The following is a 21405-nucleotide window of genomic DNA, read 5'->3' on the forward strand; positions in this document are numbered from 1 at the left end:
CCGTCCGCCCCTTCCCGTAGCCCCCTGACTCACCCGGCCAGGTAGCGGACCTGATCCCACAGCAGGGGATCCACCACCCCCACCCGCCGCCGGAACGCGCCCAACGGCACGTCCCGCACCTCGTCGGTCACCAGGAAGCTGGGCCGCCCGTGGACGTCGGCCACCGTCCCGGGCGGCAGCGGGATCACCCCGGCCCCCTCGTCCCGGTACCGGCTGGTGATCCTCGCGACCGTCGCACTGCCCCCGTGCACCGCCAGCACCAGGCACGGCCGGTCCCTGCCCCCGCCGCGCCCCTCGCACGGCACGTTCGCCCACCAGATCTCGGCCGGCCGGGGATGCACCCCCTCACGCCCGTGCCCCGGCCCCGGCGCACGCGCCCCACCGCGGCGGCGGCGGTGCCCGCGCCCCCACCCGTCCACCAGCGTCGCGACCAGCGCGAGCAGCACGACCGCCGCCAGCGCCGGCCACCAGGACGTGTCCATACGGACGACGGTACCGGCGCCTCCGGCGCATCGCCCGCGCTTCACACACCCCGCGCGCCCCAACGCGCTTCCTACGCCCCCCTGGTCCAGCCGAACCGGTGACACCACAGGTGAGTTCGCCCACAACGGCCCCTGGCAAAGGAGCGACCCGCCCCTCCGCGCCTTACGCTCAACGGACCGCACGACCCCCGTCACCGTTCCCGTCCCTGCCTTCTGCACTTTCTGCCACGCGGAGGTTCCGGCTTTATGAAGCTCACCGTCGTCGGCTGCTCGGGGTCGTTTCCGTCCGCGGAATCGGCCTGTTCGAGCTACCTCGTCGAGGCCGACGGCTTCCGGCTGCTCCTCGACATGGGCAATGGCGCCCTGGGCGAGCTGCAGCGCCACTGCGGTCTCTACGACCTCGACGCGATCTTCCTCAGCCATCTGCACGCCGACCACTGCATCGACATGCTCGGGTACTTCGTCGCGCGCTACTACCGCCACGACGGCGGCCGCGCGGCCCCGATCCCGGTCCACGGACCCGAGGGCACCGAACAGCGACTGACCACCGCCTACGCCGACACCCCCTCGTCGTCCTCGATGAGCGAGGTCTTCGACTTCCACACGGTCAAGCCGGGCACGTTCGAGATCGGCCCCTTCACCGTCCACACCGAACGGGTGTGCCACCCCGTGGAGGCCTACGCCATCCGGGTCGAGCACGACGGCAGGTCGCTCACCTACTCGGGCGACACCGGCCGGTGCGAGGCCCTGGACGAACTGGCCCGCGACACGGACCTCTTCCTGTGCGAGGCCGCGTTCACCCACGGCAAGGAAGCCATCCCGGACCTCCACCTCAACGGCCGTGAGGCGGGCGAGACCGCCACCCGCGCCGGCGCCCGGCGCCTGGTCCTGACCCACATCCCGCCGTGGACGGACCCGCAGGTCAACCTCGCGGACGCCCGCGCGGCCTACTACGGCCCGGTGGAGCTGGCGACGCCCAGGGCGACGTACGAGATCTGAGACGCACGAGGCCGCGGCCCCCGGAGCACGATGCTCCGGGGGCCGCGGCCCTGATGGTCACCTCTTCACGGCGAGCTATTTCGCCTCGGCTCGCTGGAGTTCCGCGAGTTCCTCGTCGGACTCGCGGCCCGGCGTGGGCAGGTTGAACCTGATGATCGCGAACCGGAAGACCGAGTAGTAGATCACCGCGAAGCACAGGCCCACCAGGACGAGGCCCAGAGGCTTGGTGGCGATACCGAAGTTCAGGCCGAAGTCGACCGCGCCGGCGGAGAAGCCGAAGCCGTCCTTCATGCCCAGGGCCCACGTGAGGGCGAGCGAGGCGCCGGTGAGGACCGCGTGGATCCCGTACAGGACCGGCGCGATGAACATGAACGTGAACTCGATCGGCTCGGTCACGCCCGTCACGAAGCTCGTCAGCGCGATGGAGAGCATCATGCCGCCGACCGCCTTGCGGCGTTCCGGGCGGGCGCAGTGCACCATGGCCAGGCAGGCCGCCGGGAGCCCGAACATCATGATCGGGAAGAAGCCGGTCATGAACTGTCCCGCGGTCGGGTCGCCGGCCAGGAAGCGGGCGATGTCGCCGCTCTTGCCGTGGTAGTCGCCGGCCTGGAGCCAGGGGAACGAGTTGAGCAGGTGGTGCATGCCGATCGGGATCAGCGCACGGTTGGCGACACCGAAGATGCCGGCGCCGACGGCACCCGAACCGACCAGCCACTCACTGAAGTTGTGCAGACCCGTGCCGAGGACCGGCCAGATGAAGCCGAACACGACGCCGATGACCAGGCCCGCGAAGGCCGACAGGATCGGGACGAGGCGGCGGCCGCCGAAGAAGCCGGCCCAGTCGGGCAGCTTGGTGCGGTAGAACCGCTGGTAGAGCAGCGCCACGACGAGGCCCATCACCACACCGCCGAGGACCTTGGCGTCCACCGGCGCGTTCACCATGACGATCTTGCCGTCGACGACCTGGGCCACCTTCGGCAGGTTCTTGTCGGTGAACGTGGCCAGCACGTTCTTGAAGACGAGGTAGCCCACGACCGCCGAGAGCGCGGTCGAGCCGTCCGACTTCTTCGCGAACCCGATCGCGATACCCACCGCGAACAGGAGTGCCATGTTGTCGAGGATCGCGTTGCCGCCCGCGGCCATGTAGCCGGCGATCTTCGTCAGGAACGTCGGGAAGGACGGCCGCCCGAGCAGGTCGGTGTTGCCGAGGCGCACCAGGAGGGCGGCGGCGGGCAGGACCGCCACCGGCAGCATCAGGCTGCGGCCGATGCGCTGCAGCACAGCCATCACACCGGCACCCTTCTTCTTGTTGTCGGCCGCGGGGGCGGCGCTGACCGTGGTCACAACTTCCTCCAGTGGGCAAGGCGCCGCCCGAGGGCACAGGTGGGGACGGGTGCAGCGGCGTCTTCGGTCGAGCGTGGCACCGCACTCGACCCGGAGGCGGTGGCACGTGGTCTACACCACATGTGGTGTAGACCTGTTCTAGCACGGGGGTACCGCGATAGGGAACTCTTGGGATTCTGCGGCATCGGACATAAGGGCATCAATGCCCTGATGGGGAGATCTGGAGCACATGCGGCCATATCGATCACCATCCGTTGCCTGCCGTCCCCTGAGCGTCGCGTCGGAGGGGGAGAGGGCCGGCCGCCGGGCGTGCGTGTCGCGAGCCGCGCGTTGGTGACCGTGTCCCGCGTGGTGTAGACCAGAGGTGGACGGTCGCTGCCGGTACGCCCCCTGTCGGGCCAGCCGCGGGCCACCGCGAAGAACTGGTTCGAATCAGGAGAAACGACATGGCCAGCAAGGCTGAGAAGATCGTCGCCGGGCTCGGCGGCATCGACAACATCGAGGAGGTCGAGGGCTGCATCACCCGCCTCCGCACCGAGGTCAACGACCCCTCGCTCGTCGACGACGCCGCGCTCAAGGCCGCCGGCGCCCACGGCGTCGTCAAGATGGGCACCGCCATCCAGGTCGTCATCGGCACGGACGCCGACCCCATCGCGGCGGAGATCGAAGACATGATGTGAGCCCCCGCGCTCACCACGACGAGGGGCCTCTCCCCGCCCGGGCACCGGCGCGTCCCCGCCCCGAGAGGCCCCTCGCCCACAGCGGCTAGGCTCAGGGCATGTCTCGAATCGACGGCCGCACCGCCGACCAGCTCCGTCCCGTCACCATCGAACGCGGCTGGAGCAAGCACGCCGAAGGATCCGTCCTCGTCTCCTTCGGCGACACCCGGGTCTTCTGCACCGCCTCGGTCACCGAAGGCGTGCCGCGCTGGCGCAAGGGCAGCGGCGAGGGCTGGGTCACCGCCGAGTACTCCATGCTGCCCCGCGCCACCAACACCCGGGGCGACCGCGAGTCCGTCAAGGGCAAGATCGGCGGCCGCACCCACGAGATCAGCCGCCTCATCGGCCGCTCCCTGCGCGCCGTCATCGACTACAAGGCACTCGGCGAGAACACCATCGTCCTGGACTGCGACGTCCTCCAGGCCGACGGCGGCACCCGCACCGCCGCCATCACCGGCGCCTACGTCGCACTCGCCGACGCCATCACCTGGGCGCAGGGCAAGAAGCTCGTCAAGGCCGGACGGCAGCCCCTGACCGGCACCGTCTCCGCCGTCTCCGTCGGCATCGTCGACGGCGTCCCCCTCCTCGACCTCCGCTACGAGGAGGACGTCAGGGCCGAGACCGACATGAACGTCGTCTGCACCGGCGACGGACGCTTCGTGGAAGTACAGGGCACGGCCGAAGCCACCCCGTTCGACCGCAAGGAACTCAACGCCCTGCTCGACCTCGCCGCCGCCGGCTGCGACGAACTCGCCGCCCTGCAGCGTGCGGCGCTGGAGGCAACCGTCTAGCGCCGCACGGCGTTCTCAGCAGAAGACGCACACAGCCGTACCACTGATGTGACGGGCGCCCGGGGAATCCCCGGGCGCCCGTCACACGCCGGGGAGGGAATCGTTCCATGGTCGCGCGACACCGCCGACGCACCACCGCCGCCGCGCTCGCCGCCGTCGCCGTCCTCGCGGCCGTGGGCGCGAGCGCGGGCTGCGACGCCGTGAACAAGGCGGTCGACTGCGTACAGACCGCCGACTCCATCGCCGACAGCGTCACCGCCCTCCAACAAGCCGTCGAGAGCGCGGCCGACGACCCGACCCGGACCAGCGCCTCCCTCGACGCCATCGACAAGAACCTCGACAGCCTCGGCGACCGGACGGACGACGTCGACGTCAACAAGGCCGTCGACGACCTCCGCAAAGCCGTCGACCACGCCCGGGAAGCCGTCAGGAAGGGCGACGACACCCCCGACGTCACCCCCGTCACCGACGCGGCGGGCGAACTCACCAAGGTCTGCACCTCGTAGCGCCGTGAGGCGGCGTCCGGACAGCCCCGATACTGGGGGCATGACCCGCCTCATCCTCGCCACACGCAACGCCGGAAAGATCACCGAACTCAGGGCGATCCTCGCCGAAGCGGGACTCCCGCACGAACTCGTCGGCGCGGACAGCTACCCCGACATCCCCGACGTCAAGGAAACCGGCGTCACCTTCGCCGAGAACGCCCTGCTCAAAGCCCACGCCCTGGCCCAGGCCACCGGACTGCCCGCCGTGGCCGACGACTCCGGCCTGTGCGTCGACGTCCTGCACGGCGCCCCCGGCATCTTCTCCGCCCGCTGGGCGGGCCGGCACGGCGACGACAAGGCGAACCTCGACCTGCTCCTGGCCCAGCTCCAGGACATCGACGCACCCCGCCGCCACGCCCACTTCGCCTGCGCGGCGGCCCTGGCCCTGCCCGACGGCACCGAGCGCGTGGTCGAGGGCCGACTCCGCGGCACCCTGCGCCCCGCCCCCTCGGGCACGAACGGCTTCGGCTACGACCCGATCCTCCAGCCGGACGGCGAGACGCGCACCTGCGCGGAGCTGACCCCGGACGAGAAGAACGCGATCAGCCACCGCGGCAAGGCCTTCCGGGCCCTGGTGCCGGCGGTACGGGAGCTGGTGGGCTGAGGCTCGACCACGACAGGGCGCATCATGATGATGCGCCCTGTTCCCGTGGTGGGCCCGGTGGGACTCGAACCCACGACACACCGGACCTAAACCGGCGCCCTCTTGCCAGCTGGGGTACGGGCCCGCAGCGCTTCCCACTCTACTGTGAGCTGCGCGTCGCTCGCTGACGCCCTCGGCACCAGGTGTCGGTGACCGCATGGCAGTTGGGGCAGAGCAGCCGAAGGTTCTCGCGACGATCGTCTCCCCAGTCGCCGTTGAGGTGATCGACCTCGAGCGTCATGGGGCGTCCACGCCATTCGGGCGGGGTTCCGCATATGTCGCATCGTTCGGGAACACCCACCTCGTGCAGCGCGCGACGCAACAGGGAGGTCTTGGTGCGTCGTCGGCCATCGTGCCGGACCAGCACCTCGGCAGCCGGCTTGCGCGGAAGAGTGCCGGGCCTGCCGCGCTGGTGAGCCTGCCCCAGGAAGTGGGAGACGTCGATGTCGTATTCGCTGATCAACGTGTGGAATCGACGGTAGTGGTGGGAGGTGTTGGGCAGACCGATGCGGCGCAGTGCTTCCGCGATGGAAAGGGACTGCGTCACGGCTTCCGTGAGCATCTCCCGTGAAGGGCGAGTGAGCCTGGTCATGCCCGCCGTCCCTTGTTGCGTCCGCGGTAGGTGTCCGTCGTCGCATGGCAGTTGGGACACAGCAGGCGGAGGTTCTCCAGGCGGTTGTTTCGCCAGTCGCCGTCCAGGTGGTCGACCTCCAGCGGCAGCGGGAGACCCTGCCACAGGGCAGGCAGCCCGCACAGAGCGCAGTTCTCGGTCACACCGTGAGCCGTCATGGCCCGCTTGAGCCGGGAGCTGGGCTGCCGCCGAGCCGTCGACGGTTCCTGCTCGATCAACAGCGAGTGGGGAGAGCTGCGTTGATTCGGTACGCCGTCGTGCGGCGACTTCCGAAAATGTGAGGTGTCGATGCCGTATGCCCTGATCCGGCGGCTGATGTTCGTGTGGTGGCCGCCCACGACCTCGATTCCCAGATGACGCAGTACGCCGTTCACGCTTGTCGACGCCGCCACGGCCGACTCGAGGATCTCCTTGGTCCAGCGGGCTCCTGTCTCTCGTTCGAAGTGAGACGTGTCCACGCCGAGCTTCCGCATGCGGTCGTGCAGATAGCGTCGCGACGTGCCTCTCGGGTCCACTCCCAGGTTCTCCAGCGCAGCGGAGAGCGCATGCGCGGAAGCCGCCGCTGCCGCCAGGGTCTCCTTGTCGTACGGGCCGGTGGTCATGCCGTGTCCCCCCGTTCGGTCTCGGGGTCCGTTCGGGTCCCGTCTGTGTCAACGAGACGTCTGTTTGAGGGACACGCGTGTTTTCGAAAACGGGAGGGTCTTCCGCGGACATGCGGAAAAGGGGGCTGGTGACGGTGTCACCAGCCCCCTGCGGGGGGTGGGCTACAGGTACAGGCCCGTCGAGTCCTCCGAGCCCTCGAAGCGGTCCGCGGCCACGGCGTGCAGGTCGCGTTCGCGCATCAGGACGTACGCGGTGCCCCGCACCTCGACCTCGGCCCGGTCCTCCGGGTCGTACAGGACCCGGTCGCCCGGCTCCACGGTCCGCACGTTCTGCCCGACCGCTACGACCTCGGCCCAGGCGAGGCGGCGACCGACGGCCGCGGTCGCGGGGATCAGGATGCCGCCACCGGACCGGCGCTCGCCCTCGGCGGCGTCCTGCCGCACGAGCACGCGGTCGTGCAGCATCCGGATCGGCAACTTGTCGTGGTGGGTCTTCTCGCTCACATCCCGAACCTACCTGCCGCGCCCCGCCCGACGCGCCCCCGGGTCAGTCCTTGCGCCTCCGGGATCCCAGGGCGAGCAGCCCCACGAGCCCGACCGCGACCAGCGCCACGGGCACGATGCGCTCCAGGCGCGGCGCGCCCTCCTCGGTGACGAACTGCCCCTTCACCTCGGTGACGACCCGGTTGACCCCGACGTAGGCGCGCCCGAGCGTGTGGTCGATGGTGGAGACCGCTTTGGCCTTGGCGTCCCCGACGATCGTCTTCGGGTGCACCCGCACGCCGATCTCGTCGAGCGTCTCGGCGAGGGTTTCGCGGCGGCGCTTGATGTCCGCCTCGATCTGCGCCGGAGTCCTGGCGTCCGGTGTGCTCGACGTGTCCGCCACCGTGATTCCTCCGTGGTCGTTTCGCGACGTGGTCCGCGATTTCGGTTTCTGTGCTCGACAGTCTGTCAGCTCCGTGCCCGGCGCACTCCTCGGGCACCCGTGTGAGGTCCGCGGGGAGATTAGGCTCGACGGGTAAGCCGCCCCCTGCCACGTGAGGTACCGATGAGCGAGCGACTCCAGCCCGGCGACACCGCCCCCGCCTTCACCCTGCCGGACGCCGACGGCAACGAGGTCTCCCTGGCCGACCACAAGGGCCGCAAGGTCATCGTGTACTTCTACCCGGCCGCGCTCACTCCAGGCTGCACCAAGCAGGCCTGCGACTTCACGGACAACCTCGACCTGCTGGCCGATGCGGGCTACGACGTCATCGGGGTCTCCCCGGACAAGCCGGAGAAGCTCGCCAAGTTCCGGGAGAAGGAGTCCCTGAGGGTCACCCTGGTCGGTGACCCGGACAAGGAGGTCCTGGAGGCGTACGGCGCCTTCGGTGAGAAGACGATGTACGGCAAGAAGGTCGTCGGGGTCATCCGCTCCACGGTGGTCGTGGACGAGGAGGGCAAGGTCGAGCGGGCGCTGTACAACGTGCGGGCGACCGGTCATGTCGCGAAGATCATCAAGGATCTGGGGATCTGAGCCGCACCGCGCCGGCCCCGGGCGCCGCCGCGGTCTGAGGGACGGGGCCTGAGCGACGGGGCTCGGGTGCCGCGGTCCTCGGACCCCGGCGGTCAGAGCCCCGTGCCGCCCGGTGTCCCGCCCGCGCCTCCACCTCCACCTCCGCCTGCACCTGCGCCGCCCGCGTCCGCGCCCCCCGCTCCGCCGTCGCCGCTCGCGCCGCCGGCGCCGGGGGTGCCGCCGTCTCCCGTGGCGCCCCCGTCGCCGGTGGGCCCGCCGTTGCCGGGTGTGCCGCCGCCGGTGGGTCCGTCGTTGCCCGGCGTGCCTCCGCCGCCCGCGGCCGCGCCGTGGCCGGGCGCGCCCCCGTCGCCCGGGGTGCCGCCGCCCGCCGTGGTGCCTCCGTCGTCCGTGGTGCCGCCGTCCGTCCGGCCCTGGTCCGTGCCCTGGGTGGTGTCGTAGCCGCCCGTGGTGCCGTCGTCGTAGGTCCCGCCGGTCATGCCCGGCCATTCGTCCGAGGGGCCCGTGGTGGGCTCCAGGGTCTGGTCCGCGCCGGGCTGGACCTGGAGGTCGAAGTACTTCACCGGCTCGTCGACCAGGGCCTTCCTGGTGTACTGGGCCCAGATCTCCGTGGGCGCCCCGCCGCCGTTGATGCGGGACAGGCCCAGGGCGCCGTAGAGCGACTTGTGCTTGCCGGTGTCCGGGTCCTGGCCCATCACGGAGACCACCGTGGCCAGGTTCGGGGTGTAGCCCGCGAACCAGGCGGCCTGGTCCTCCTCGGCCGTGCCCGTCTTGCCCGCGGCGGGTCGCCCGGCGGCCTGCGCGGCCGTCGCCGTGCCGCCCTCCACCACGCTCTGCAGGACGGCGGTGGTGGTGTCCGCGGCCTCCCTGGTGACCGCCTGCCTGGTGTCCGTGGACGGCAGGGTGAGGTCCTCGCCGTCCTTGGAGACCTTCTCGACCATCGTGTAGGTGCCGTGTTCGCCGTGGTTGGCGAGTGTCGCGTACGCCTGGGCCATGTCGAGCACGCTCGCGGTGGCGGTGCCGAGGGCGATCGAGGGGGTGGGGGAGAGGTCCGGGGTGGTCTCGGGCAGCCCCAGGTCGACCGCGGTCTCCTTGACCTTGGCGGGGCCGACGTCCACCGCCATCTGCGCGTACACCGCGTTCACCGACTTGTCGGTGGCCGTGCGGACGGTGATCGGGCCGTAGTCGACGTTGTCCTCGTTCTCGGGCGCGTAGCGCGGGCCGCTCCAGCCCTCGACCGGGCGCTTGTCCATGCCGTCGTACACGGTGTTCGGGGTGATGGTGTCGCCGTCCTGCGTGCGGGAGTCGTTCTGCACGGCGGAGGTGAGGACGAACGGCTTGAAGGTGGAGCCGACCTGGTAGTCGCGGCGGGTGGCGTTGTTGACGTACTGCTTGGTGTAGTCGACGCCGCCGTACATCGCGACGACCTTGCCGGTCCTCGGGTCGATGGAGACGCCGCCCGCGCGGACGTAGCGGTCGGCCTTGTTGCCCTTCTTGTCGAGCTTGCTCATCACCCGGTCGTCCACGGCCTGGACGAAGGCGTCCTGCTTGGCCTTGTCCAGGGTGGTGGTGATGCGGTAGCCGCCGCCCGCGAGGTCGTCCTCGTCGACGATCTTGTTGCCGACCAGGTAGTCCTTGACCGCCTGGACCAGATAGCCGCGCTGCCCGGACATGCCGGCCCCGGACACCTGGTCGCGCGGCATCGGGAAGGTCACCTTGCGGCGGTCGGTCTCGCTCAGCCAGTGCTTCTTGACCATGCCGTCCAGGACGTAGTTCCAGCGGGCGACGGCCGACGCCTTGTTCTCGGGGTGGGCGATCACGTCGTACTCGCTCGGCGCGTTCAGCAGGGCCGCCAGGTAGGCGCTCTGACCGACGGTGAGCTCCTTGGCCTGGACGCCGTAGTAGGCCTGCGCGGCGGCCTGGATGCCGTACGCGTTGCGGCCGAAGTAGCTGGTGTTGAGGTAGCCCTCGAGGATGTCGTCCTTGCTCTTCTCGCGGTCCAGCTTGATCGCGATGAAGAACTCCTTGAACTTGCGGGTGACGGTCTGCTCCTGGCCCAGGTAGTAGTTCTTCACGTACTGCTGGGTGATCGTGGAGCCGGACTGCCTGCCCTTGCCGGTGGCCGTGTTCCAGCCGGCGCGGATCATGGCCTTCGGGTCGACGGCGGACTCGGTGTAGAAGTCGCGGTCCTCGGCGGCGAGTGCCGCGTGCTGGGCGTCCTTGGAGATCAGCCCGAGCCGCACGTTCTCGCGGTTGACGGTGCCGTCGCGGGCCAGCTCGCTGCCGTCCGCGTACAGGTAGACGTTGCTCTGCTTGGTGGCCGCCGCGTTGGCCGCCGGGATCTGGACCGTGTAGTAGCCGAGGGCGAAGAGACCGACCAGGAGCAGGATCACGATCACGACCGTGCCGAACACCGCGCGCCAGGTCGGCAGCAGTCGTCGCCACCCGGTGCGCCGGGGGCGTGCGGATCCGCTCGGGGGCGGGTCGGCCTGGCTGCTGTGCTGCGGCTGAGGCTCGTCGCTCATGGTGCTGCCGGACTCCCGTTTCGCGTCGTACGTTCCTGTACGCCCTCGTACGCCTTCTGCGTCCCCTGATGGTCCCCTGATGAAGACTGTCGCGCCCTGTGATTCGTTCCCCCGCGAACGAAGTGTCGCGGGTGAAAAACATGTGGAGGGCCTCTCCTCGGGCGCGCTAGGCTCCTGCGCTTCGTCCGCACGATGCCGAAGGAGGGGCCCGTGGAGCGTCCCAGGGGGACGGGGCGGTTGTACGCCGCTGTCGCCGCCGGCGGGTTCAGGCGGTACGCGACCTATCGCACCGCGACGGCGGCGGGGGTGTTCACCAACACGGTCTTCGGGTTGATCCTGGCCTACACCTATCTGGCCCTGTGGGACGAGCGCCCCCACCTCGGGGGGTACGACCAGGCGCAGGCCCTTACGTTCGTCTGGGTGAGCCAGGGGCTGCTGATGACGGTGGCGATCTTCGGCGGGGGCTTCGAGGACGAGCTGGCCGATCGCATCCGCACCGGCGACATCGCGATCGACCTGTACCGGCCGGTCGATCTCCAGCTGTGGTGGCTGGCCTCGGACCTGGGCAGGGCCCTGTTCCATCTGCTGGGCCGGGGCGTGGTGCCGCTGCTGTTCGGCGCGCTCGTCTTCCCGTTGGCGCTGCCCGCGCGGCCGCTGGCCTGGGCCGCGTTCGCGGTCGCGGTCGCGCTCGCCGTGGTGGTGGGATTCGCGATCCGCTTCCTGGTCGCGCTGTCGGCGTTCTGGCTGCTGGACGGGGCGGGCGCCGCGCAGCTCGCCGGGCTGGTCGCGGTCTTCTGCTCGGGCATGCTGCTGCCGCTCAACGTCTTCCCCGGCGCCCTCGGCGAGGTCGTCCGCGTGCTGCCCTGGTCGGCCCTGCTCCAGGCGCCGGTGGACGTGCTCCTCGGTACGGCTTCCCCGCTGCCCACGTTCGCCTTCCAGGGCGTCTGGGCGATCGTGCTGCTCGCCCTGGGGCGGCTGCTGCAGTCGGTGGCGACACGGAGGGTGGTGGTCCAGGGTGGCTGAGAGCCCGTACGAGGCGCGCGGGGTGCGGGAGGCGCGCCGGGAGCGTGGGGAGCGGGGCGCGGCGCCGTACGGCGAGGCGCTCGGCACGGTGGCGTACGGCGGGGACCCGGGCGCGGCGGGCGGCGGGGCGCGGGCGTTCGGCCGGATGCGTGAGGGCCTGCGCGAGGGCGTGCGCGCCTACTTTCTGATCGCCGGGATGTGGATCCGCTCCACGATGGCCTACCGCGTCTCCTTCGTGATGACCGCGTTCGGCAACTTCGCCGGCACCGCGTTCGATTTCGTCGCCATCCTGCTGATGTTCTCGCGGACCGACGCGCTCGGCGGCTACGGCCTGCACGAGGTCGCCTTCCTCTACGGCCTCTCCGCCACCGCCTTCGGCCTCGCCGACCTCGCGCTCGGCTCGATGGAACGGCTGGGGCGGCGGGTGCGGGACGGCACGCTGGACACGTTCATGGTGCGCCCGGTGCCCGTGCTCGCCCAGGTCGCGGCGGACCGCTTCGGGCTGCGCCGCGTCGGCCGGCTCACCCAGGGGGTGCTGGTCCTCGGGTACGCGCTCGCCGTGCTGCCGCTGTCCTGGACGCCGCTGAAGGTGCTGGTGGTGCCCCTGGCGGTGCTGAGCGGTGCCGCGATCTTCTGCGCCGTGTTCGTGGCGGGCGCGGCGTTCCAGTTCGCCGCGCAGGACGCCTCCGAGGTGCAGAACTCGTTCACGTACGGCGGCCAGACACTGCTGCAGTACCCGCCCACGGTGTTCGCGAAGGACCTGCTGCGTGGGGCGACCTTCGTGCTGCCGCTGGCCTTCGTCAACTGGCTGCCCGCGCTGTACGTGCTGGGGCGGCCCTATCCGCTCGCGCTGCCGGGGTGGACCGCGTTCGCCCCGCCGCTGGTGGCGGTGTGCTGCTGCGCGCTCGCGGGGCTGGCGTGGCGCGTGGGACTGCGTTCGTACCGGAGCACGGGAAGTTGAGGGGCTGATGGCGACAGAAGCGACGGACGGCGGTTTCATCGAGCTGGACCGGGTCGAGAAGGTCTTCGACGTCCGCAGGCGGACCGGTCTCCTGCGCCGGGAACTGCGGCGGGTGCGGGCCGTGGACTCGATCTCCTTCAGCGTGGCGCGTGGCGAGATGGTCGGCTACATCGGGCCGAACGGCGCCGGGAAGTCCACCACGATCAAGATGCTGACCGGCATCCTGACGCCCAGCGGGGGCCGGCTGCGGGTGGCCGGCATCGATCCCTCCCGCGAACGGACGAGGCTGGCCCGGCGCATCGGGGTGGTGTTCGGGCAGCGCACGACGCTGTGGTGGGACCTGCCGCTGATCGACTCCTACCGGTTGATGCACCGCATGTACCGCATCCCGGACGGGCGTTACCGCGAGAACCTGGACCGCTGTGTCGAACTCCTGGAGCTGGGCGCGCTGCTGGACGTCCCGGTGCGCCAACTGTCCCTGGGGCAGCGGATGCGCGGCGACATCGCGGCGGCGCTGCTGCACGATCCGGAGGTGCTCTACCTCGACGAGCCGACCATCGGGCTCGACGTCGTCTCCAAGGTCAGGGTGCGCGACTTCCTGCGGGACCTGAACGCCGAGCGCGGTACGACGGTGCTGCTCACCACGCACGACCTGAAGGACATCGAGCAGCTGTGCTCCCGGGTGATGGTCATCGACCACGGCCGGCTGGTGTACGACGGTTCCCTCGCCGGGCTGCACGAGGTGGGCGAGAGCGAACGCACCCTCGTGGTCGACCTGGAGCGGGAGCTGCCGCCGATCGTGGTGCCGGGCGCGCGGGTGGTGCGGGTCGAGGGGCCCCGGCAGTGGCTGGCGTTCCCGGCGGCGCAGTCGGCGGCCGTACTGGTGGCACGGGTGGCGGCGAAGTGTCCGCTGGTGGACCTCTCGGTGCGGGAGCCGGACATCGAGGCGGTGATCGCCACGATGTACGCCGAGCGGGCGGACGGGGCGGACGGGGCGGAGGGGGCGGACGGGGCGGACCGAGGGGAGCGCGCGGTGTCGTAGCCGCGTGCCCGGCTCAACTCGTAGGCTGAGCGTATGACCGATGCTGTGTCTTCCGACGGGACACCTTCCGGGCCGCCCGCGCCCGCCGATCTCCGGGCCTCCGACGCCGATCGCGAAAAGGTCGCGGAGGTCCTGCGGGACGCTCTCGCCGAGGGGCGTCTGGACATGGAGGAGTTCGAGGAGCGTCTGGAGGCGACGTACAAGGCGCGCACGTACGGGGAACTGGTGCCGGTCACCCGGGACCTGCCGTCCGCGGGCGTGTCCGTCCCCGCCGTGCTCTCCGACCCCGCCGTGTCACTGACCAAGGAGCCGCGGGACGGCGGTGGTTGGGCCGGACGGATCGTCGGCGGCGACGGGTCGTCGAGCTGGGCGGTGGCCATCATGTCCGGCTTCCAGCGCAAGGGCCGCTGGACGGCGCCGAAGCGGTTCAACTCCTTCGCGTTCTGGGGCGGTGGCGAGATCGACCTGCGCGAGGCGGACTTCGCCGACCGCGAGATCGAGATCAACTGCATCGCGATCATGGGCGGGATGAACGTCGTCGTGCCGCCCGGCGTCGAGGTGGTCGTGCGCGGCATCGGGATCATGGGCGGCTTCGACCACCGCGAGGAGGGCGTGCCCGCGGATCCGGGCGCGCCGCGCGTGATCGTCACCGGGTTCGCGTTCTGGGGCGGGGTCGGGGTGGAGCGCAAGCTGACCCGGGCCGAGCGGCTGCGCCAGAAGGAGGCGCGCCGCCAGGACAAGCTGGACCGTAAGGCGTCCCGCAGGGGGCTGGAGTCGACTCTCCGCGAGGCGATGGAGGAGCGGCACGAGCTGGTGCAGGAACACCTGGAGGAGCGCCGGGAGCGGCACGAGGAGCGGCGCGAACTGCATCGCGAACGCCGTGAGGCCCGGCGCGACGAACGCCACGACCGCCACGAGCGGCGGCGGGACCGCCGGGGGTACTGACGGACGTACGGGCGGACGTACGGGGTGGACGTACGGGCGGCGCGAGCCGTCGCGCTGTCCGGCCCGGTGGCCGAACGAGCCGTGTCCCCCCACGGACCGCCGACCCTACGCCCGGTGACGGCGGGACCGGAGGGGAGAGGGCCCGCGTCCGCTACGCCGTGGCCGGCGCGGTCCCCTTGAGCGAGGTCAGGTCGAAGACCTCCGCCATCCGGCGAAAGCCCGCGTCGCTGGGGTGGAGATGGTCGCCCGAGTCGTACTCGGGCAGCAGCCTGCGCGGGTCGTAGGGGTCGCGCAGCGCCCGGTCGAAGTCGACGACGTCGTCGTAGACCGTGCCGGAGCGGATCAGCTCGTTCACGGTCTGCCGCGCCTGCTCGCGGTCGGCCCGGTAGCCGCGGTGGCCCTGGAACGGCATCAGCGTGGCGCCGACCACCTTCAGGCCGCGTGCGTGCGCCTCGGCGACCAGGGTCCGCAGCCCGGCGGTGATGCGCTGCGGATCGGCGTGGCCGGGGTTGCGCAGGATGTCGTTGACCCCGAGGTCGATGACGACGACCTTCGCGCCGGTACGGTCCAGGACGTCGCGCCCGAAGCGGTGCAGGGCGCTGGCGTTGTCGGCCGGCTGCCCGGGGCCGTCGGCCAGCACCTGGTTGCCGCTGATGCCCGCGTTGACCACGCTGTAGCGGGGCACGTCGCCGGATCCGGCGGCCTGGCGCAGCCGCTCGCCGAGCACGTCCGTCCAGCGGCGGTTGGTGTCCAGGGTGGAGGTGATGCCGTCGGTGATCGAGTCGCCGAGGGCGACGACCGTGCCCACCGACTCGTTGCTCAGCAGGTCGAGCGCGGTCAGATAGCGCCAGTACGGGGTCTGCTCGGTGTAGGCGGCGCCGACCGTGTCCTCGGTGCGGTCGCCGGCGGCGAGGTAGGAGATCTGGCGGGCCCGTGCGTGGAAGGTGACCGCGCCCGCCGGAGTGGGGGAGTACGTGGTCACGAGGACGTCCGAGCCGCGCGGTATCGCGACCCGCACGGCGTCGCTGACCACTTGGCGGCCGGGCGCGATGACGACCGAGAGGGCGCCGTCGAAGGTGAGGCGGCGCATCGTGTCGGGGACGGCGCTCGCGTCGGCGTGCGAGGCCGCGACCGCGATCGAGGCGTGCGTGATGTCCAGGGGCTTTTGGCCGTACAGGTTGGAGAGGGTGATCCGGGCGCCGGTGCCGCCGATGCCCGTGTGCACGACGTTGCGCACGGACTTCCCGGCCGTGCCGGCCAGGTCGGCCGCCCCGGTGTCGCCGGTGCCGTCCGTGCCGGGCCCGGTGCCGGGCTCCGTGCCGGGTTCGGCGCCCGAGGGCGAGGCCGACCAGGCGCCGACCCAGGTGCCCGCGGAGACGGGTGCGACGGAGCGGTGCGGGGCCGGGCGGCCGTCGCCGAGAATGCCCGAGCCGAAGCCTGTGCCGCTGCCGCCGTCGGCCCTGACACCGACGTAGATGGCGGCCGACACGGCGAGTACGACCGCGCACAGGGCCGCGAGCAGGGCATAACCGTTTCGCCTGGTCATGCGGTGCGTGTTCTCCTCGAAGAGGGGAGCTTGGGGCTCCGGTACTGACCAACTCCATGATGCGTCATGGGGTGGATGGAGGCTTCAGGGGGGCCGGAAACCCGATGGGCCCTGAGAAAACCCCGAGACTTCTCCGCCCCAACAGACGCCGGGAACTCCTGTTCAGTTCCAGGAGTCGGTCAGGAAGGGACAATGTACGGGGGACAGGAACGGGTGTAACGGGTGGAGCCCATGAGACGGATGGAACGCACGGAACAGGCGGACCGCTTGGAGCAGGCGGAGCGGACGGCGCGGGCGGAGCGGCCCGCCGACCCGCCCCTGCCCGGATCCCCGCCGGGATCCCCACCCGGGCCCGCGCCCGGATCCGCGGCGACGACCGCCGTCCCGAACCGGGCGATGACGTCCTTCAGCCCCGCCGACGAGGAGAAGCGGCGCGGCGTACGACGGATGAAGGGCATGGCCACCGGGCTGCTGCTCCTGGTGGCGCTCGTGTACGTCCTGGCCACCTCGGCGCGGAACTCCGGGGCGGGCCCCTGGGCCGGATATGTGGCCGCGGCGGCCGAGGCGGGCATGGTCGGCGCGCTGGCCGACTGGTTCGCGGTCACCGCGCTCTTCAGGCACCCCCTCGGCCTGCCCATCCCGCACACGGCGATCATCCCCCACAAGAAGGACCAGCTGGGCGTCTCCCTCGGCGAGTTCGTCGGCGAGAACTTCCTGTCCCAGGAGGTCGTACGGCAGCGTCTGCGCTCGGTCGGTATCGCCGCGCGCCTGGGCGCCTGGCTCGCCGAACCCCGCAACGCGGACCGGGTGACGGCGGAGCTGGCGACGGCCGTGCGCGGCGCGCTGACCGTCCTACGCGACTCGGACGTCAAGGCGGTGGTGGGCGAGGCGGTCACCCGGCGCGCGGAGGCCCAGGAGATAGCGCCCGGGCTCGGCAAGCTGCTGGAGAGGATCGTCGGGGACGGCGGCCACCGGCGGGTCGTGGACCTCCTGTGCGTGCGCGCGCACGACTGGCTGGTGCTGCACGACGACCAGGTCATGGCGGCCGTCCAGGGCGGTGCCCCCGGCTGGACGCCCCGGTTCGTGGACAAGAGGGTGGGCGAGCGGATCTACAAGGAACTCCTGCGCTTCGTCACGGAGATGCGGGACGCGCCCGGGCATCCCGCGCGGGGCGCCCTGGACCGGTTCCTGGTCGACTTCGCCTCCGACCTGCAGTCCGACACGGACACCCGGGCGCGTGTGGAGCGGCTCAAGGGCGAGGTGCTGGGGCGTGGCGAGGTCCAGGACCTGATCGCCTCCGCCTGGACGGCCGTACGCTCCATGATCGTGTCGGCCGCCGAGGACGAGCGCAGTGAGCTGCGGTTGCGGGTGCGGGCCTCGCTGATGTCGCTGGGCGCCCGGATGGCGACCGAGCCGAAGGCGCAGGCCAAGGTCGACACCTGGGTGGAGGGCGTGGCGGTGCACGTCGTGACGACGTACCGCAGGGAGATCACGTCCTTGATCACCGACACGGTCGCGAGCTGGGACGCCGGGCACACCACGCGGAAGATCGAGGCGCACATCGGCCGCGACCTGCAGTTCATCCGGATCAACGGCACGGTGGTGGGCTCCCTGGCCGGTCTGCTGATCTACACGGTGTCGCGGGTGCTGGGGGCGTAGTCGGCGGTCGCGGGGGCCCCGGCGCGTAACCGGCCGCCGAAGGGGCACCCGAGGTGGGTGCGGCGGCGCCAGCCGCCCCCCGAGGAGTCTTGTCGGCCCCATCGACGGAGGCAGCCCATGTCCGTCACCGCGCCCCGGCCCGGCACGGTCACCACCGCCATTCCCGCCCGCCTCGACCGGCTTCCCTGGTCGCGCTGGCACTGGACGATCGTGTTCGGGCTCGGCACGGTGTGGATCCTCGACGGCCTGGAGGTCACGGTCGTCGGCAACATCGCGGGCCGGCTGTCCGAACCGGGCAGCGGACTGCCGATCTCCTCCGGCCAGGTCACGGGCGTCGCCGCCGCGCTGTACGTGGCGGGCGCCTGCTCCGGCGCGCTGTTCTGGGGCCGGCTGACCGACCGCTACGGCCGCAAGAACCTCTTCATGATCACTCTGGCGGTGTATCTGGGGGCCACCGCGCTGACCGCGGTCTCCTTCTCGACCTGGTGGTTCTTCCTCTTCCGCTTCTTCACGGGCTTCGGGATCGGCGGCGAGTACGCGGCGATCAACTCCGCGATCGACGAGCTGATCCCGGCCAACTACCGCGGCCGTGTCGACCTGGTCATCAACGGCAGCTTCTGGCTGGGCGCGGTGGGCGGCTCGCTCCTGTCGATCCTCGCCCTGAACACGGACTTCCTGCCCAAGGACGTGGGCTGGCGACTCACCTTCGCACTGGGCGTGGTCCTGGGCCTGGTCATCCTCCTGGTCCGGCGCCATGTCCCGGAGAGCCCGCGCTGGCTGCTGATCCACGGCAGGGAGCGGGAGGCGGAGGAGGTGGTGACGGATATCGAACAGAAGATCGAGACTCAGACCGGGGAGCCCCTGCCCCGCGCCGACCGCGAGATCACCATCCACCAGCGCGAGAGCATCGGGTTCGGTGAGATCGCCCGCACGGTCTTCGGCCGCTACCGCAGGCGCGCGGTGCTCGGCTTCTCGCTCTTCATCGGCCAGGCGTTCCTGTACAACGCGATCACCTTCGGGTTCGGCGCGATCCTGACGAAGTTCTTCGACGTCCCCACCGGCAGGACGGGCTACTACTTCGCCGTCATCGCCGTGGGCAACTTCCTGGGCCCGCTGGTCCTGGGCAAGCTCTTCGACACGGTGGGCCGACGGGTGATGATCTCCTCCACCTATCTGCTCTCGGGCCTGCTGCTGTTCGGCACGGCCTGGCTGTTCGGCCGGGGCTCGCTGAGCGCGGACACGCTGACGGCCTGCTGGTGCGTGGTGCTGTTCTTCGCCTCCGCGGGCGCCTCCAGCGCCTACCTGACGGTCTCGGAGATCTTCCCGATGGAGACCAGGGCCATGTCGATCGCCTTCTTCTACGCCCTGGGGACCGCAGCGGGCGGCATCAGCGGCCCGCTGCTGTTCGCGGACCTCACGAACACCGGCCGGGTCGGCGACACGGTGCTCGCCTTCCAGATCGGCGCGGGCCTGATGTGCGCGGCGGGCCTGGTCGCCGCGCTGCTCGCGGTGAAGGCGGAGCGCCGCTCCCTGGAGGACATCGCGACCCCGCTGACGGCGGCGGCGCCGGCCGCCCCGTGACCCCGCCCCTCGCGCCCGCGTGCCATGACCTCGTGTCAGGGGTGCTCAGGCGCCGTAGAAGTACCGCGTGCCCTTCTCGATGAGATGGGAGGCGTAGACCCGGCCGAGGGCGGGCTTGCCGCGGTACGTCCCCACGTACTGGTGCGTGCTGTCGACCACCACCGGGCGCGCCATGCACGCGAACCTGACGCGCTGCCGGGACTCGGCGAAGTGGACGGCGCCCGGTTCGACGCTCTCGCCGACCAGCACGGGGAAGGCGGCCACGCCGGTCTGCAGGCCGCCGGGAAGCCCGCCCTTGTTGTCCTTGGCGTACCTCATCACGGTGTCGGTGAAGTCCGCGATGGTCCCCACCGTGACCGCGGGGACCGCGGCGGCCACCGTGAACAGGTGCAGCGTGGTGGCCATCCACTTCATCCGGAAGTCGGACCGCCGCCCCACCAGGACGGTCGTGCCGCCCCAGTCCTCCCACCGCGTGGTGCATCCATCGGCGGTGAGCCGCCCTTCGAGCGCGGCGAGATAGGCGCCGGAGGCCGACCGCGCCTGCCCGTAGCCCGGTCCGTACGCCTGCCCGTGCCCGGGTCCGTACCCCTGTTCGTACATGGCCAGGATCCTACGACCTGACCGCGCCCCGCCTACCCGCGCCGGTCGGCCACGGCCCAGGAGGCGAGCGCGACAGCACCGGCCACACCGAACACCGCCGGCCACGCGCCGACCTTCCTGGCGAGCGGATGCGACCCCGCGAACGCGGCGACGTACGCGGCGGTCAGCGCCCCGGCCGCGGGACCGCCCGCCTGCCGCCGCCACCGCTGAGCGGACGCGGCCCCGGCGACGGCGAGCACGGCCCCGCCCAGCGGGCGCCTCCTGCTCCACCGGGCGACTCCGTACCCACCGACAAGCCCACCGGCGGCCACCACGGCCGTGGGAACCTTCGCCATCGCTGCAAGCCCTCCCGCTGCTGGGCATCCCCGCGAGGACACCCGCCGACACCTGACCCACCGAGGCTATCCCCGGGGGCGACGGGCCCCCGGACCGACCCGGCGGACCCCGACACTCCCCATGAGACGCAGGTCACACGAATCCGCCCCGTCCGGCTGTCACATTCCGGGGGCCCGTCACGTCAGTGCTGTGTACCGCTCGACATCACCGCGAGGAGATCCCGATGGAAGCCCGTCTCAGCCTGTTCGGCAACGCCGTGTCCGGCAAGTTCCTGCGCCACCTCAACGCGGCGGCCAAGGTCCTGGACGACTCGACGCTGCCGAAGGCGACCCAGGAGCTGGTGAAGCTCCGCGCCAGCCAGATCAACGGCTGCGGTTTCTGCACCGACATGCACAGCAAGGACGCCGCCGCCGCGGGCGAGACCTCCCTGCGCCTCAACCTGGTCGCGGTCTGGAGGGAGGCCAAGGCCTTCACCGACGCGGAGCGCGCCGCCCTGGACCTGGTGGAACAGGGCACCCGCATCGCCGACGCGGCCGGCGGCGTCACCGACGAGGCCTGGTCGAACGCCGCGAAGCACTACGACGAGGACCAGCTCGCGGCCCTGGTCTCCCTGATCGCCCTGATCAACGCGTACAACCGCCTGAACGTGATCGTCCAGCAGCCGGCGGGCGACTACCAGCCGGGCATGTTCGGCTGACGCCCCCCACCCCCCGCGCCCCGGCCCGGCCCCGGAGGACGAACCCCGCCTTCCGGGACCGGCCCGAGGGCTGGGTGCAGAGTCTCCGCCCGTCGTCGCTGACTAGCTTGCGGTGATGGCGGCATAAAAGGTCCTAACAGAAGTGGTGTGATGGCGTGACTGTCAGCTGGGCTACTCGTTAGGCCATCCGTGGGGAAGAGGGAGTCCCGTCCGTGGATCGT

23 protein-coding genes and 1 tRNA gene are annotated in these 21405 nt (G+C 71.2%); 13 read left to right on the forward strand and 11 right to left on the reverse strand.

Annotation, left to right across the window (positions count from 1 at the left end):
- Positions 1 to 29: 29 nt before the first annotated feature.
- Positions 30 to 482 (reverse strand): type II toxin-antitoxin system PemK/MazF family toxin, encoded by a 453-nt coding sequence (locus AB0C59_RS22790; protein WP_363007334.1) that lies wholly within the window; start codon positions 480 to 482, stop codon positions 30 to 32.
- Positions 483 to 728: 246 nt separating this feature from the next.
- Between AB0C59_RS22790 and AB0C59_RS22795 the strand changes: the two genes are divergently transcribed.
- A complete protein-coding gene (locus AB0C59_RS22795; RefSeq protein ID WP_363007336.1) occupies positions 729 to 1481 on the forward strand; it encodes an MBL fold metallo-hydrolase in 753 nt (250 codons plus the stop codon).
- 75 nt (positions 1482 to 1556) lie between these two features.
- On the opposite strand, the gene AB0C59_RS22800 is transcribed toward AB0C59_RS22795, so the two are convergent.
- Positions 1557 to 2825: a PTS transporter subunit EIIC gene (locus AB0C59_RS22800; protein WP_363007338.1), complete on the reverse strand. Its 1269-nt coding sequence runs from the start codon at positions 2823 to 2825 to the stop codon at positions 1557 to 1559.
- Positions 2826 to 3256: 431 nt separating this feature from the next.
- Here AB0C59_RS22800 and AB0C59_RS22805 point away from each other — a divergent pair, with 431 nt between their 5' ends.
- From AB0C59_RS22805 to rdgB, 4 genes are all read left to right on the forward strand, one after another.
- A complete protein-coding gene (locus AB0C59_RS22805) occupies positions 3257 to 3505 on the forward strand; it encodes a PTS glucose/sucrose transporter subunit IIB (protein WP_363007382.1) in 249 nt (82 codons plus the stop codon).
- 98 nt (positions 3506 to 3603) lie between these two features.
- On the forward strand, positions 3604 to 4335 hold the full coding sequence (rph, locus tag AB0C59_RS22810; RefSeq protein ID WP_363007340.1) for a ribonuclease PH: 732 nt from the start codon (positions 3604 to 3606) through the stop codon (positions 4333 to 4335).
- Positions 4336 to 4442: 107 nt separating this feature from the next.
- Positions 4443 to 4841: a hypothetical protein gene (locus tag AB0C59_RS22815; RefSeq protein ID WP_363007342.1), complete on the forward strand. Its 399-nt coding sequence runs from the start codon at positions 4443 to 4445 to the stop codon at positions 4839 to 4841.
- Between the two features lie 40 nt (positions 4842 to 4881).
- Complete coding sequence (gene rdgB / locus AB0C59_RS22820) at positions 4882 to 5484, forward strand: RdgB/HAM1 family non-canonical purine NTP pyrophosphatase (RefSeq protein ID WP_363007344.1); 603 nt, start codon at positions 4882 to 4884, stop codon at positions 5482 to 5484.
- A gap of 46 nt (positions 5485 to 5530) precedes the next feature.
- On the opposite strand, the gene AB0C59_RS22825 is transcribed toward rdgB, so the two are convergent.
- The 5 genes from AB0C59_RS22825 to AB0C59_RS22845 form a co-directional block, all read right to left on the reverse strand.
- Positions 5531 to 5608: transfer RNA gene (locus tag AB0C59_RS22825), tRNA-Leu, on the reverse strand.
- 15 nt (positions 5609 to 5623) lie between these two features.
- Complete coding sequence (locus AB0C59_RS22830) at positions 5624 to 6115, reverse strand: HNH endonuclease (RefSeq protein WP_363007346.1); 492 nt, start codon at positions 6113 to 6115, stop codon at positions 5624 to 5626.
- Positions 6112 to 6756, reverse strand: coding sequence for an HNH endonuclease (locus AB0C59_RS22835; RefSeq protein ID WP_363007347.1), 645 nt, complete (start codon positions 6754 to 6756; stop codon positions 6112 to 6114). The genes AB0C59_RS22830 and AB0C59_RS22835 overlap by 4 nt, the downstream gene beginning before the upstream one ends.
- Before the next feature lie 162 nt (positions 6757 to 6918).
- Positions 6919 to 7260, reverse strand: a complete 342-nt coding sequence (locus AB0C59_RS22840) for a co-chaperone GroES (RefSeq protein ID WP_043440554.1) — start codon at positions 7258 to 7260, stop codon at positions 6919 to 6921.
- A 43-nt stretch (positions 7261 to 7303) separates the two neighbouring features.
- Positions 7304 to 7642 (reverse strand): DUF3618 domain-containing protein, encoded by a 339-nt coding sequence (locus AB0C59_RS22845; RefSeq protein ID WP_363007349.1) that lies wholly within the window; start codon positions 7640 to 7642, stop codon positions 7304 to 7306.
- Between the two features lie 162 nt (positions 7643 to 7804).
- On the opposite strand from AB0C59_RS22845, the gene bcp reads away from it, so the two are divergent.
- Positions 7805 to 8272 carry a thioredoxin-dependent thiol peroxidase gene (gene bcp, locus AB0C59_RS22850; protein WP_363007351.1) on the forward strand — a complete coding sequence of 156 codons (468 nt, stop codon included), beginning with the start codon at positions 7805 to 7807 and terminating at the stop codon, positions 8270 to 8272.
- Positions 8273 to 8364: 92 nt separating this feature from the next.
- On the opposite strand, the gene AB0C59_RS22855 is transcribed toward bcp, so the two are convergent.
- Positions 8365 to 10794, reverse strand: a complete 2430-nt coding sequence (locus AB0C59_RS22855) for a transglycosylase domain-containing protein (RefSeq protein WP_363007353.1) — start codon at positions 10792 to 10794, stop codon at positions 8365 to 8367.
- A 210-nt stretch (positions 10795 to 11004) separates the two neighbouring features.
- Here AB0C59_RS22855 and AB0C59_RS22860 point away from each other — a divergent pair, with 210 nt between their 5' ends.
- The 4 genes from AB0C59_RS22860 to AB0C59_RS22875 all read left to right on the forward strand — a co-directional run bounded on the left by AB0C59_RS22860 (position 11005) and on the right by AB0C59_RS22875 (position 14765).
- A complete protein-coding gene (locus AB0C59_RS22860; RefSeq protein WP_363007355.1) occupies positions 11005 to 11817 on the forward strand; it encodes an ABC-2 family transporter protein in 813 nt (270 codons plus the stop codon).
- A gap of 145 nt (positions 11818 to 11962) precedes the next feature.
- Positions 11963 to 12778 (forward strand): ABC transporter permease, encoded by an 816-nt coding sequence (locus AB0C59_RS22865; RefSeq protein ID WP_363007384.1) that lies wholly within the window; start codon positions 11963 to 11965, stop codon positions 12776 to 12778.
- Between the two features lie 7 nt (positions 12779 to 12785).
- A complete protein-coding gene (locus tag AB0C59_RS22870) occupies positions 12786 to 13820 on the forward strand; it encodes an ATP-binding cassette domain-containing protein (protein WP_363007357.1) in 1035 nt (344 codons plus the stop codon).
- Positions 13821 to 13853: 33 nt separating this feature from the next.
- Positions 13854 to 14765, forward strand: coding sequence for a DUF1707 domain-containing protein (locus AB0C59_RS22875; RefSeq protein ID WP_363007359.1), 912 nt, complete (start codon positions 13854 to 13856; stop codon positions 14763 to 14765).
- A gap of 151 nt (positions 14766 to 14916) precedes the next feature.
- On the opposite strand, the gene AB0C59_RS22880 is transcribed toward AB0C59_RS22875, so the two are convergent.
- Positions 14917 to 16311: an SGNH/GDSL hydrolase family protein gene (locus tag AB0C59_RS22880; protein WP_363007361.1), complete on the reverse strand. Its 1395-nt coding sequence runs from the start codon at positions 16309 to 16311 to the stop codon at positions 14917 to 14919.
- A 396-nt stretch (positions 16312 to 16707) separates the two neighbouring features.
- On the opposite strand from AB0C59_RS22880, the gene AB0C59_RS22885 reads away from it, so the two are divergent.
- Positions 16708 to 17970 carry a DUF445 domain-containing protein gene (locus AB0C59_RS22885; RefSeq protein ID WP_363007386.1) on the forward strand — a complete coding sequence of 421 codons (1263 nt, stop codon included), beginning with the start codon at positions 16708 to 16710 and terminating at the stop codon, positions 17968 to 17970.
- A gap of 117 nt (positions 17971 to 18087) precedes the next feature.
- On the forward strand, positions 18088 to 19551 hold the full coding sequence (locus AB0C59_RS22890; protein ID WP_363007362.1) for an MFS transporter: 1464 nt from the start codon (positions 18088 to 18090) through the stop codon (positions 19549 to 19551).
- A 45-nt stretch (positions 19552 to 19596) separates the two neighbouring features.
- On the opposite strand, the gene AB0C59_RS22895 is transcribed toward AB0C59_RS22890, so the two are convergent.
- A complete protein-coding gene (locus AB0C59_RS22895) occupies positions 19597 to 20151 on the reverse strand; it encodes a levansucrase (protein WP_363007364.1) in 555 nt (184 codons plus the stop codon).
- Between the two features lie 32 nt (positions 20152 to 20183).
- Positions 20184 to 20486 (reverse strand): hypothetical protein, encoded by a 303-nt coding sequence (locus AB0C59_RS22900; RefSeq protein WP_363007366.1) that lies wholly within the window; start codon positions 20484 to 20486, stop codon positions 20184 to 20186.
- Between the two features lie 224 nt (positions 20487 to 20710).
- Here AB0C59_RS22900 and AB0C59_RS22905 point away from each other — a divergent pair, with 224 nt between their 5' ends.
- A complete protein-coding gene (locus AB0C59_RS22905) occupies positions 20711 to 21184 on the forward strand; it encodes a carboxymuconolactone decarboxylase family protein (protein ID WP_363007368.1) in 474 nt (157 codons plus the stop codon).
- The last annotated feature ends 221 nt before the right edge of the window (positions 21185 to 21405 follow it).

The organism is Streptomyces sp. NPDC048664 (assembly GCF_040650555.1).
Taxonomy (GTDB): Bacteria; Actinomycetota; Actinomycetes; order Streptomycetales; family Streptomycetaceae; genus Streptomyces.